The 13,328-nt window shown below is 34.2% G+C and carries 10 protein-coding genes; 9 read left to right on the top strand and 1 reads right to left on the bottom strand.

Annotation, left to right across the window (positions count from 1 at the left end; all coding sequences use genetic code 11):
* The first annotated feature begins 27 nt into the window (after nucleotides 1-27).
* From PWP26_RS04780 to PWP26_RS04745, 8 genes are all read left to right on the top strand, one after another.
* A complete protein-coding gene (locus PWP26_RS04780; RefSeq protein ID WP_273010398.1) occupies nucleotides 28-1,158 on the top strand; it encodes a DegT/DnrJ/EryC1/StrS aminotransferase family protein in 1,131 nt (376 codons plus the stop codon).
* A 2-nt stretch (nucleotides 1,159-1,160) separates the two neighbouring features.
* Nucleotides 1,161-1,940, top strand: coding sequence for a sugar phosphate isomerase/epimerase (locus PWP26_RS04775; protein ID WP_273019004.1), 780 nt, complete (start codon nucleotides 1,161-1,163; stop codon nucleotides 1,938-1,940).
* Complete coding sequence (locus PWP26_RS04770; protein ID WP_051754465.1) at nucleotides 1,915-3,111, top strand: lytic transglycosylase domain-containing protein; 1,197 nt, start codon at nucleotides 1,915-1,917, stop codon at nucleotides 3,109-3,111. Before PWP26_RS04775 ends, PWP26_RS04770 begins: the two co-directional genes overlap by 26 nt.
* Before the next feature lie 81 nt (nucleotides 3,112-3,192).
* Entirely contained in the window at nucleotides 3,193-5,274 is a 2,082-nt protein-coding gene (locus tag PWP26_RS04765; protein ID WP_301399072.1) for an STT3 domain-containing protein, read from the top strand.
* Nucleotides 5,275-5,288: 14 nt separating this feature from the next.
* Entirely contained in the window at nucleotides 5,289-5,630 is a 342-nt protein-coding gene (locus tag PWP26_RS04760) for a cupin domain-containing protein (protein ID WP_301399071.1), read from the top strand.
* Nucleotides 5,631-5,648: 18 nt separating this feature from the next.
* Nucleotides 5,649-6,536 carry an acetylglutamate kinase gene (argB, locus tag PWP26_RS04755; RefSeq protein ID WP_273019006.1) on the top strand — a complete coding sequence of 296 codons (888 nt, stop codon included), beginning with the start codon at nucleotides 5,649-5,651 and terminating at the stop codon, nucleotides 6,534-6,536.
* 51 nt (nucleotides 6,537-6,587) lie between these two features.
* Nucleotides 6,588-9,236 (top strand): valine--tRNA ligase, encoded by a 2,649-nt coding sequence (locus PWP26_RS04750; protein WP_301399070.1) that lies wholly within the window; start codon nucleotides 6,588-6,590, stop codon nucleotides 9,234-9,236.
* A gap of 12 nt (nucleotides 9,237-9,248) precedes the next feature.
* The gene (locus PWP26_RS04745; RefSeq protein WP_301399069.1) at nucleotides 9,249-9,602 is read left to right on the top strand and encodes a PilZ domain-containing protein; all 354 of its coding nucleotides are present in this window, start codon (nucleotides 9,249-9,251) and stop codon (nucleotides 9,600-9,602) included.
* Here PWP26_RS04745 and PWP26_RS04740 read toward each other — a convergent pair.
* Nucleotides 9,553-13,005: an AAA family ATPase gene (locus PWP26_RS04740; RefSeq protein ID WP_301399067.1), complete on the bottom strand. Its 3,453-nt coding sequence runs from the start codon at nucleotides 13,003-13,005 to the stop codon at nucleotides 9,553-9,555. The genes PWP26_RS04745 and PWP26_RS04740 overlap by 50 nt on opposite strands.
* A gap of 149 nt (nucleotides 13,006-13,154) precedes the next feature.
* On the opposite strand from PWP26_RS04740, the gene PWP26_RS08200 reads away from it, so the two are divergent.
* Nucleotides 13,155-13,328: PAS domain-containing protein (locus PWP26_RS08200; protein ID WP_367652118.1), on the top strand; the 174-nt coding region annotated here is incomplete at its 3' end.

Below are 13,328 nucleotides of genomic sequence, written 5' to 3'. Positions count from 1 at the left end.
TAAGATTTTTAAGTAAAGGGGAGAAAAATGGAGATTCCTTTTTTGGACCTAAAAAGAGGATATCAAAAATATGGACAAGAGATAGAGAAAGAAGTTATTAACGTTTTAAGAAGTGGGGTTTATTTGAATGGACCTTATACAAAAGAAATAGAAAGAACTTTAGCTTCTTTTTTAGATATTCCTTATGCTATAGGAGTTTCTTCAGGGACAGAGGGTTTATACTTAATACTCAAGGCCTTAGACCTACCTCAGGGAAGTTATGTGTTAGTACCATCTTTTACTTTCATTGCTACTGCTGAGGTGGTAGTACGGGCTGGACTTATTCCTTATTTTGTTGACATAGAAGAATCTAACTTTAATGTTTCCTTAGAAACGTTAAAAGAGGCTTATCTTTATATTACGAAACGAGGTAAAAAGGTCTCTGGAGCCATAGTAGTAAGTTTATTTGGTATTCCTGCTGATTTAGAAAGGATTGAAGTGTTTTGCCAAGAAAAAGGGATTTTACTTATAGAAGACATTTGTCAAGCCTTTGGGGCTAAGATACTTGATAGATATGTTGGAACCTTTGGGGTTGCTTCTGCCACTTCCTTTTATCCTACCAAACCTCTTTCCACCTTTGGAGATGGCGGGATGGTTTTTACTGCAGACGAAGGGATAGAAAAGAGGGTTAGAATTTTAAAAGAACATGGACAGACCAAACCTTATTTTTATGAATATCACGGTATAAACGGAAGAATAGATGAAATCCATTGTGCTATTTTGCTTGTAAAATTCAAATATTTTAAGGAAGAATTAGACCTCAGAAAAAAATATGCTTTAGCTTATATAAAAGGATTGCAAGATCTTGAGCCTGAGCTTTTTCTACCTAAAATTCCTAAAACCTATACCCCAAGCTGGTCTCTTTTTACTGTAAGGACTCCTTATAGAAAGGACCTACAGGAATTTCTTAAGGAAAAAGGGGTTACAACCAGGATTTATTATGAACATCCTTTACATCTGCAACCAGTCTATCAAGATTTAGGTTTTAAAAAAGGTATGCTTCCTGTAACAGAAAAAGTTGCCCAAGAAGTTTTAAGCCTTCCGTTTTTCCCATATCTAACCTCAGAAGAAATAGACTATGTAGTCTACTGGGTAAGAGAATTTTTTAAAAGAGGATAAAAATGAGACCGTTGGTTTTTGTTTCCATTCCTTTTAACCTTTTAAAAGAAAAGTATCTTTCTTTAGTTTTAGAGAATAGAATAAACGTAGAAGTATCTTTAAACGCTTTTTCTTTGGATAATTACTCTTACCATACCTTTAAAGAAGTTGCTAACTTGATTAAGGAAGAAGGGCTTTTAACTACCGTTCATCTGCCTTTTATAGACCTTTCTATAGGGTCTGCTGACCTGTGGATAAGAGAGGTTAGCCTGAAAAGGATTTTTCTTGCCATTGAAAGGGCCTCTCTTTTCCAACCCTTAAACCTTGTTCTTCATTCTGGTTATTCCTATAATTATCACGAATTAAAAGAAGAATGGCGTTCTATATTTATAGAAAATTTAAATAAATTATTGGAATTTATCCAGGAAGAAAGGTTGTCTCTATCTTTAGAAAATGTTTATGAACCTACTCCTGAGTTTATGTTACCTATTTTTGAAGCTTTTTCCAGAAGGGTTGGCTGGTGTTTTGACCCAGCACATGCAAGGGTGTTTTCTAAAAAGGACGAACTTGATTGGTTAGACATCCTTTATCCATATCTGAAAGAAATTCATTGCCATGATAACTTAGGGGAAGAAGACGACCATTTAGCCTTAGGGAAAGGGGTATTGAAGTTTAACGCCATTTTTAAGTTTTTAAAGGAGAAAAAGATAGTTCCAATCTTGACTTCAGAAGCTCACAACGAGGAAGATACCTATCTAAACTTGAAGGTTCTAACCGATGAAGGGGAAAAATTACAAGAGTAAAAGGTTTAAAGTAGTTATTAGGTGGTTTTCAACCATAGTTTTAATGGTTTTTCTTGGGTTAAGCTGGAATTTACCTGCTTTTCCTCAAAATATCAACCCACAAGAGGAAGAGGTTTATGAAGTTTTAGAAGAACTTCCTCCTAAGGTTATCAAAAATTTACCTCAAGACATAAACGATCAAGTAGCTTATTTTATAAAATATTTTACCAAGGATAAAAGGGAAGTTACTGAAAGATGGCTTAAACGCTGTAGTCCTTATCTTCCTTATTTTAAAACTATCTTTAGAGAGTATGGAGTCCCTGAGGATCTTGTTTATCTTGCTTTTATAGAGAGTGGTTGTAATCCCTTTGCGATTTCAAGGGCAGGGGCGGTTGGAATCTGGCAATTTATGGAAAAAACCGGTAGATTTTACGGATTAAAAATAGACTACTGGGTAGATGAGCGAAAAGATTTTATCAAGTCTACCCATGCGGCAGCGCGTTATTTGAAAAGACTCTATGATATCTTCGGAGACTGGAGGCCTGCGGTAGCAAGCTATAACCTTGGAGAAGGTAGGCTTTTAAGGATTTTAAGGGCTAAAAACTTTATAGATTATTGGCAACTATTAAACTCAGGTAGCCTCCCTTTAGAGACAGCGGCTTATCTCCCTCAGTGGATGGCTATTACCTTTATCATTAAAAATCCCCAAAAATACGGATTTCAACCCTTAGAGCCTAAGGCTTTGGAATATGAAGAGATGGAGGTTAACGGAGGGGTTGACCTTAAGGTATTTGCTGTAGCTGGACAGATAACCTATGACCTGCTTTTGATGATGAACGCAGAGCTTAGAAGACAGATAACACCACCGGGTAAACCCTATTTACTCAAAGTTCCTCAAGACAAAAAAAAGGAAATACAGGCTAACCTAAATCGTCTAAAATTAAAGTTGATAGAAAAAACAACTACAGACGGAACTTTTTATATCGTAACCCTTGCTAATTCTGAATTGTCAGAAAAAGATTTAATTTTAGAAAACTCAACTCAAAATCAATCTTTGTCCATCACACGAAATAAACAACCTCGAAAGGTTTCCAAGAAGTCTAAACAAATCAAGTCTTCTAAAGAAAATTCTAATAAAAAGAAAAAAGCCAAATCTACCTCTCAACATACCAAAAAATCGAAAAAAAGATGATATAAACAAACAAGTTCTTGTTTTTCACAAATTTTTTAATATAATTTTTATCAGTTTATCAACTTATCTTGGGGAGTTAAAATGGATAAATTTTTAAAGATTTACTATCCCTTTTTGTTGCTATTCGTTGTTGTTTTCTGGGGACTTTATATAAGATTTGAAGACAAAAATTTTTGGCACTCTAATCAAGCCCTTTTTTACTACAAAGATAAGCCTATTTACAGCGAATATGATTCTTTCTATTTTGCGAGGTTAGCTGAAGACATCAAACAGGGGGTTTTCAGAACTGGAGAGATAGACCACTATCGAGTATTCCCAGATAATTCATCTTCAGCCAAACTGGATGAAAAAAACGTATTTTATGCTAAATATCAGGTACCTGGTGTTTTTATTAGTGTGACCTGGGCTTATCTTTCAAAATGGTTTAATCTTTCTCTTGAGACTTTAACTTTTTATCTAATCCCAATTTTAGCTGTTTCGGTAGTGCTTCCACTTTTCTTTTATTTTAAAGACCTTGGATGCCCCTATGCAGGTTTGCTCGGGGGGTTGGTAGCCATTGCTTCTCCTATGTATTGGGGAAGGACCAATCTCATGAGGTTGGACCAGGATGTTCTTAATCTCACCCTACCTTTTTTAGCAGCTTATTTTTTTTATAAGTTTTTTTCATCCGTTAAAAACAGGGTAAAGTATTTATGGATTAGCCTTGCCTCTCTGGTAGCTCTTTTCTATTATCTTTGGTACGGTCATCCTAATCTGTGTTTTGTGTTGATTTTTATGTTTCTGATAAGATATCTATGGGATAAAAAGCTAAAACTCACGAAGGAAGATTATCTTTATTTAGCTATCCTAATTGTTCCTCAAATCTGGTATATCTACGAAGGCCCTTACCATCTTTTTATACAGGTAAAAACCCTTGTTTTTAACATCAAAACTACTACCAGCGCAGAACAACTTTTTAAAGATTTTCCCAATGTTTTTATGTCTATCTCTGAGTTGCAAAGAGAAAGCTTTGATAAAGTTCTTGAAACAGCTGTTTATAGTCCTATATTAGGGATTTTAGGAATTATAGGGGTAATTTTATGCTTTGGTTATTATTTTAAAAACTTAATCTTTCTACTTCCTTTCTTAGGGATTGGGTTTTTATCTTTTGTCTCAGGTGCAAGGTTTATTATGTATCTCTCTCCTTTTATAGGGGTTGGGATAGGTTTTTTGGTACATTTTCTTTTTGAAAAAGCCCTTGGGTATTTAGACCTTTTTAAGCAAAAGGAAAAACAGGTTATTATAGTAAACCTTATAGGAAGCTTATTCTTATGTTTATTGTTTTTGGTACAAAAACCTGTGATAAGTTGGGCAAGCTATCCTAAGGTTTTTACTCCTGTCGTAAAGGACATGGATTATCTAAAACAAAGAACTCCTCAAGGTTCGGCTATCTGGACTTGGTGGGACTATGGTTATGCTTTTCAGTATTATTCAAGAAGACCTACCTTTCATGACGGAGGTTCACAGGCTTCTCCTAAAACCTATTTTATTGCAAGAAGCTTTACTACCAGCGACCCAAAAGAAGCCTGGTTCATTACCTCTTTTATTACCAACTATGGGTTAAAAGGGATTGCCGAAGAATTAAAAAAGGGGATATCCGCCAAAGAACTGGTTAAAAAGGTTCAAGAAGGATACTTTAGTAAAGACATAAAACATCCTGTTTATTGGGTTTTTACCGAAGACTTGATACCCAAATTTGCCTGGATTCATTATTTTGGTAGCTATGATTTTGATAAAAAACAGGGAATTCATGGAAACATCATAGCTCCTGAAAAATGCTCTATGACCACAGCCAACGTGCTTGATTGCCAGGATATAGGCGCTAAATTAGACCTAAATGTAGGAGTTGTCACTGCTGGTAACCAGAGTATTCCTATTAGAAAGTTAGTTGTAAAAGACCCTAAAGGAATGATAGAAAAGAAATTTTTTGAAAATGGAGTAATAGTTGAGATAGTAAAGTTTAAAGAGAATCACGCCGCCCTTTTTATCCTTAATCCTATGTTAGCTGAAACCTTATTTAATAAGATGTATCTTCTTAGAAGTTATGATCCTGCTTATTTTGAGTTGGTGTTAGATGATTTTCCTCATATGGTAGTTTATAAAGTAAAAGAAAAAATACAGTAATGAAGGAGGGGTAGATGGGAATTAAAATTAACATAGCTGATGTTGAGATGAAACCTCATCCTAAGTTTGATGGGGTAAAAATAGGTTTTGTGGTTACCAAAGACGTATGTTGTGAAGCAAGTATAACCATTCTTGAAATTCCTGGTGAAACAGAACTCCCTATACATACCCACGAAAAAGAGGCTGATACCATCTTTGTGCTTCAAGGAGAAGGAGAAATTTTTATTAACGGAAAGTGGGAACCTATCAAGGCTGGAGATATCGTAACCATACTTCCTAAAGAGGAGCATGGTTTAAAAGTAAAAGGAGAAGTTCCTATGAGATGTTACATTATTCATGCCCCTGCTCTTTGGTAAGGAGGAGGAGTTTATATTATGGAAATATTAGAAAAGGCAAAGATACTTATCTCGGCTTTACCTTATTTTAGAGAGTTTTATAAAAAAATCATGGTTATTAAATATGGCGGTCATGCCATGGTAGATCCATCTCTTAAACAAAACTTTGCTCAGGACATTGCTTTGATGAAATATGTAGGGATTTGTCCTGTGATAGTCCATGGAGGAGGACCTCAGATTAATCAAGTTATGGAACGGATGGGGTTAAAACCTGTGTTTATAGAAGGGCAGAGGGTTACAGATGAAGAAACCATGAACGTGGTTGAGATGGTGCTGGTAGGGACGGTGAACAAAAACATCGTGAGTTTGTTAAACCGAGCTGGAGTAAAGGCAGTAGGACTTTCTGGAAGAGACGGAGAGCTTATCGTTGCAGAAAAAATGAAGGTTTATAAATACAGAGGGGAAGATAGACCTCCAGAAATCATAGACATAGGAAGAGTAGGGAAAGTAAAAGAGGTTAATCCTCAGGTCCTTTTTACTTTGATAGAAAATGATTTTATTCCGGTTATTGCTCCAGTAGGAATAGGACCCGACGGAGAGGCTTATAACATAAACGCAGATTTAGTGGCAGGAGCCTTGGCTGTTGCTCTTAAAGCCGAAAAATTGGTTTACCTTTCTGATGTAGAAGGAGTTAAGGATGAAAAAGGGAACTTAATTTCTACATTAACCATAAAAGATATAGACCGATTGATAGAAACAGGTATCGCAAAAGGAGGTATGATCCCTAAGTTAAAGAGTGCCAAAAAGGCTTTAACAGGGGGGGTCAAGAAGGTACATATCATAGACGGAAGAGTGCCTCATAGCTTAATCATAGAACTTTTTACCGACGAAGGTGTAGGGACTCAGGTAGTTTTTACTGAACAATAGTAATTGGGTTGGTAAGACTATAGAAGAAAACGAGAAAAGGAGGGAAGGGCTTTGATCGAGTTGAACCTTGACAAAAGTTATGATCCTAAAAAAGTAGAAAACAAATGGTATAAAGTATGGGAAGAGAAAGGGTATTTTGAACCATCTTTTGACAAGAATAAACCAAAATTTTCTATAGTTATCCCTCCTCCAAACGTAACAGGGGTTTTACATATAGGTCATGCCTTAAACAACACCATACAAGATGTGTTAGCACGTTATAAAAGAATGGATGGATACGATGTTTTATGGGTTCCGGGGACTGACCATGCAGGAATAGCTACCCAAAACGTGGTAGAGAAAGAAATCGCTAAAGAAGGTTTGACCAGACAAGCCTTAGGAAGGGAGAAATTTATAGAAAGGGTTTGGCAATGGAAAGAAAGATGTGGAAACATCATCATAGACCAGTTGAAAAAGTTAGGGGCAAGTTGTAGTTGGTCATACCAAAGGTTTACGATGGACGAAGGTCTTTCGAGGGCAGTTAAAGAGGTTTTTGTAAACCTTTGGAAAGAAGGTCTTATCTATCGGGGGGATTATATCATAAATTGGTGCCCTCGTTGTGGCACTGCTCTTGCTGATTTAGAGGTAGAGATGAGAGAAACTCAGGGAAAACTCTGGTACTTAAAGTATCCTTTAGAAGATGGTAGTGGTTTTGTGGTGGTAGCAACCACCAGACCTGAGACCATGTTAGGGGATACCGCGGTTGCTGTAAATCCTGACGACGAAAGATATAAAGGATTAATCGGTAAGTTTTTGGTTCTTCCTTTAATAAAAAGAAAAATACCGATAATAGCAGACAAGGCAGTAGACCCTGAATTTGGAACAGGTGCGGTAAAGGTTACTCCAGCTCATGATTTTGCTGACTTTGAAATGGCAAAAAGACACAACCTGCCTTTAATAAAGGTAATAGGTGAAGATGGTTTTATGACAGAAGAAGCTGGGCCTTATAAAGGACTAGAAAGATATGAAGCGAGAAAAAAGGTATTGGAGGATTTAAAAACTCAGGGGTTTCTTGAAAAAGAGGAAGATTATAAGCTTATACTAGGACACTGTTATAGATGTGATACGGTAATAGAGCCTTTGGTTTCTAAACAGTGGTTTGTGGCTACCAAACCTTTGGCTCAACCTGCTATAGCAGCTGTAGAGTATGGGTTTATAAAGTTTATACCAGAAAACTGGACGAATCTTTATTTTGATTGGATGAGAAACATAAGAGATTGGTGTATCTCTCGTCAAATATGGTGGGGACATCGTATACCTGTGTGGTATTGTAAAGACTGTGGGGAAACCATCGTCAGTAAGGAAGAACTCGTAGAAAAATGTCCTGTTTGTAATTCTGAAAAGGTTTATCAAGATGAAGATGTGCTTGATACCTGGTTTTCTTCAGCTCTCTGGCCTTTTTCTACGATGGGATGGCCTGAAAAAACAGAAACTTTAACCACTTTTTATCCAACCTCTGTCTTGGTTACCAGTTTTGATATCATTTTCTTTTGGGTAGCTCGTATGATTATGATGGGAATTCATTTTATGGGTCAGATACCTTTTCAAAAAGTTTACATACATGCTTTGGTTAGGGATGAAAAAGGTCAAAAGATGAGTAAAAGCAGGGGGAATGTGATAGACCCCTTGTTAATGATAGAAAAATATGGGGCAGATGCCCTAAGGTTTACCCTGATAGCCCTTGCTGCTCAAGGTAGGGATATAAAGCTTTCTGAGGCAAGGATTGAGGGGTTTAAACACTTTATCAACAAGATATGGAACGCAAGTAGGTTTGTCCTTATGAACATTGAAAGAGAGTCCGCTGAAGTAGAAATAGAACCTTCAAAACTCCCTTTGTGGCACAAATGGATACTTTCTGAACTTCAGAGAACGGTTAAAAAGGTCAGAGAAAAACTGGAAGAATTTGAGTTTGATCAGGCAGCTATGGAGGTTTATCACTTTTTCTGGGGTAAATTTTGCGATTGGTTTTTAGAAGTAGCCAAAGTTTACCTTAAAAAAGAAGAAACAAAACTTCAAACGCAAAAGGTATTGTTAGAGGTTTTAACTACTTGTCTAAAATTACTTCATCCTTTTATTCCCTTTGTTACTGAAGAGATTTGGGCTCACTTGCCAAAAAAAGATACAGAACATATAATAAAAACTAATTACCCTGTTTTTAAAGAAGATTTGATAGATGAGTTGGCAGAAAAAAGAGTTCAACTTTTACAGGAATTAACGGTTGGGATAAGAAATATTAAAGCAGAATACGGTCTTACGGCTAAGACAGATCTAGAAGTTTTTTATCATTGTTCTGAAGATCAATATTTAAATCTTTTATCTCAAGAAAAAGAGGTAATAGAGTTTTTGGCTAAGGTAAAGAAAATCGAGGGCGTAAAACAACATATTAAAAGTAAAGGAGAAGTATCCTATATTTTATCTAAAGGGGAAGTTTTAATAAACTTAGAAAACCTTATAGATTTAGAAAAAGAGTTGCAAAGGTTAACCAAAGAAAAGGAAAAACTTGAGTCTAAGTTAAAACAAATAGAAAAAAAACTTAACAACCAGGAATTTTTAGAAAAAGCACCTAAGGAGGTAGTGGAAAAAGAAAGAGGAACCTATCAAGAGCTTATGGATAGGCTTAAAGTCGTCTTGCGTTATATAGAAGACCTGCAAAAAAACTGAAAAGAGTTTTTTATGTATGAAAAAGATAAAAGGTATTATACCCGCTATAAGATTCGTTTGGAGGGTAAGGTTGCTACAGAGAAAGGGCAGGTTTTTCCGGTAGAGATTTTAGATTTAAGCATAGAAGGTGCTCGCCTAAAAACTGATAGAGATATACCTTTGTATGAAGGAGATATTATCAACTTATTGATAAAATGGAAAAGTTCTATCAAATGTAAAGCAGAAATTAGGTGGGTAAAAACCGAAAGGTTTAACACAGAATTTGGGGTAAAATTTATCGAAATGCCTATGAAAGATAGAGAAACTTTAACTTCTCTTATCTCTGAGCATGCTTTAACCAATCTTCTTGATACCTATCTTCGTTAACCCTTTCAAAGGGTTTTATGATAAAAACCTTAGAAATTCCCCTTTCTTCCATGGTTACCCCTAATAGGGTATCTACTTCTTTCATCACGTTAGGATTATGGGTTACAAGGATAATTTGAGAATTTTTCTTTATAAGATTTAATAACCTGATGAATTTAAGAGAATTTTTTTCGTCAAGTGGTGCATCCACCTCGTCAAAAATACAGAATGGTCCTGGTTTTACCAGATAAAAAGCTATCAAAATTGCCAATACACACAGAGCTTTTTCCCCTCCGGAAAGCATGTTTAGATGTTTTATGTTTTTTCCTGGTATTTTAACTTGAAAATCAAGTCCCGCGGTTAAAAGGTCATCTCCATTAAAGATAAGTTGAGCATCTCCTCCCTTAAAAATCAGGGAAAAAATTTCAGAGAGCTTTTGGTTTACTTCTTGTAAAGTAGTTTGGATTTTTTCCTTAGAAAGCTGTTTGAGATTTTCGAGAATTTCTTGAAGTTTTGCGATTCCTTTTTCTAAATCTTCTTTTTGATTAAGAAGTTGATGGTATCTTTCAGAAATTACTTCAAATTCTTTGATACTGGCTAAATTTATCTCTTGAAAATTTTTTAAATCTTCTTTTAACTTTTGAATTTCTTTTTCTAAAAGATTTAAATCTATTTTATTATCTAATTCTTCATTTTCAAGAGAAAAGGGATCAAACTCTACTCCTTCTAAAGCTTGTTTTAGATTTTCTAACAAAAGTTTTTTCTCAGTAAGCCTTATTTCCAAGTTATAGATTTGGGTTTCTAAGTTCTTAATCTCTTTTTCTTTTTGTTTTTTTTGTTGCTCTAAAGAACGTAAGTTTTTTTCTACTTCAATTTTTTGTTGATTAACTTTGTCTAAATCTTTTTTTAAACCTTCTATCTCTTTTAAATAAGAATCTTTTTTTTCTCTGACTTCTTTTAATCTTTCTTTTATATGTAGGAGTTGTTGTTGAAGGAGGTCTATAGAATTTTGATATGTTTTTAGATTATTTTTTAGTTTTTCAGTCTGTTTTTGAATCTCTGTTTTTCTTTGTAAAAGGCTATCTCTTTTGGTTTTTATTTGGATTGTTTCTTGGAGAAGTTTGTTTAACGAAGTTTCTATGTCTTTAATTTGTTTTTCTAAACCAGTTATTTCTGCCTTGGTTTTTTGATAGGTTTCTTTATTTTTTTCTAATTCATTTTTAACGAGATGGAACTGATTTTCAATTTCTTCTTTTTCCTGGTTAAGTCTATTAATCTCTTGACTGATTTGATTCAGTCTTTCTTTAACATTGCTTTCTTTTTCTTCGATTTTTACCCATGAAAGTTGAAAATTTTGTTTTTGTTTTTGTATGTTTTCTATCTCAGCTTTTAGCTTTTTTATTTCATTTAAAAATTGATTGCGTTTAGTTTGATAAGAAGATAACCTTTCTTTTAGATTTTGTTCTTCTAACGTTAAGGCTTTAAGTCTATCTTCAACCTGTATTTTTGCTTGATAAAGTTCTTCTAATTCCTTTTGAAGACGAATCTTACCTTCATTTTTTTTCTTTAAAACATAAATAAACCCAAATGGAGTAAAAAGTAAACCTTCTTTTTTAACATAGATAAAACGAGGATTTTTGGCATAACTTTCTAAAAGTGCTTCTGTAAGCTCTCCCTCTTTTTTTATTTCAAAAAACCTTATAAACTCTGGATTTTTAAGGAAAAGGGGGGTATTTTCTTTTACGTATCCTGAGATTGTTTTGATATGAGGGATTCCCTCTATTAAAAGAGCGTTTAGATCTTCTTTAAACACTATTTCTAATAAGTCCAAATCTTCCTTTTCTTTTACATTCAAAAAATTTGGCAAAAAATCAACATGAAAGGGTAAGTTTTTAAAAGAGTTTTTATCTTTGTTAGGTAATAACCTGTTGATTAATAAAATTCTTTCTTCTATAGATTTTTTTTCTCCCTTTAAGTTTTCGGCAGCAAGTTTTAGCTGGTTGGATTTTTGTATGAGTTTTTCTATTTCTTTAGATAGAAGTTCTTCTTCGTTGGTTAATTTTTTTAGTTTTTGCTCTTTTTCATCGATTAAATTATTCCATAAAGTACTTTCTTTTTCTAATTTTTCTTTTTCTAACTTTAAATTTTGATAAAACTTTTTAGCGGATTCTTTTTCTCTGGTTAAATTTTGAATTTCTCTCTCAAGAAGATGTTTTTTTTCGTTAAATTTTTCTACCTCTTTTTGCAACCGGAAAAAAGTTTCTTCCTGTGTTTTAAATTCAGATAGTTTTTCTTCATACAGGTTTTTAAGTGTTTCTTTTTGAGTTTTGAGTTTTTCTAACTGAGTTTTTAATTTTTCTGCCTGGTTTTTTAGTTTGTTTAGGGTTTCTTCTATGTTATGATTTTCTTTATCTAAGGCTTCTAACTGCCTTTTTTCAGTTTCTTCTTTTACTTTTTCTTTGTCAATCCTATGCACAAGGTCTCTTTCTTCTCTTAGTAGGTTGCCAAATCTTACTTCCCAGTCTTTATAGATTTTTTCTTTACTTTCAAGCTCTTCTCTCAAGCTTCTTATGGTATTTTCTAAACCTAAAAGTTTTTGAGAAAGAACGTGCTCTTCGGTTTCTAAAACTTCTATTTGTTTTTCCGTTTGAGAGATTTCTTCTTTTAAACCTAAGATGTTAGTTTCTATTTCCTTTTTTTCTTGATGGTTTTTTTTCCAAAGATATAGGTTTTTTTCTGCTATTAGTTTTTCTAACCTTTGTTTAAGATTAAGGTATTGTTTGGCTTCTTCAGCTTGTTTTTTAAGATGATGATATTGATTTTCTACCTCCTTTAACACATCGTTTAATCTGATTAGGTTTTCTTCAGTAAGTTTTAGGTTTTTTTTGGTTTCTTCTTCGGTGATTTTAAACTTAGAAACCCCTGCCAAGTCTTCTAAAAATATTCTTCTTTCTTTAGGTGAAAGTTCTATAAACTTAGATACTTCTCCCTGGTCTATGATACTATAAGATTGGGTGTTGATCCCTAATTCTAAAAACAAAAACTGGATGTCTTTAAGTCGGCAAGGCTTTTGATTAATAAAAAATTCACTTTCTCCGTTTCGGTAAAATCTTCTGGTAATGACTACCTCCGGAAAATCTTTGTATTTTTCCCATACTGGAGGGTCATGGTTTATGGTCATCCTTACTTCAGCAAAATCCACCTTTTTTTTGTCTTCATTACCTGCGAAGATAAGGTCTGAAAGCTCTTTAACCCTGAGTTTTTTAGGACTTTGTTCCCCTAAGACCCATTTAATTGCATCAAGGACGTTACTTTTTCCAGCTCCGTTTGGCCCTACTATCCCTGTAATTCCTGGTGAAAATGGAATGGTAACTTTATAAGGGAAGGACTTAAAACCGTAGATTTCTATTTTCTTTAGAAACACAGGTGTATTATATCATCGATTTAAGAAATTGCACCATCTATCTTGATTGGTTCATTAGTTTTTCTGCTTAAATGTTTACAAAATTTTCAAGAAAGAGTACATTAAAGAATAGATGAAGGATAGGTTTAAAGAAGTAAATAGGAGGTTTCATGGTTGTAAATGAAAAAGAGGTTCATTTAAAAGATATCGCCGAGGCTATTTTAGAGGCTCCTTCGGTAGGGGTGCTGATTTATCAGGAAAACATAGTTTATGCTAATAAGTTTTTCTTAGAACTTACCGGATATTCCTTAGAAGAGTTAAACAGGATGAGTATTTTGGATATT

Origin of the sequence: Thermodesulfobacterium sp. (assembly GCF_030445475.1) — a bacterium.
In the GTDB taxonomy this organism is placed as follows: Bacteria; Desulfobacterota; Thermodesulfobacteria; order Thermodesulfobacteriales; family Thermodesulfobacteriaceae; genus Thermodesulfobacterium; species Thermodesulfobacterium commune.
The sequence above is the reverse complement of the archived record's forward strand: the minus strand, read 5'-3'. Positions and strand labels throughout refer to the sequence as shown.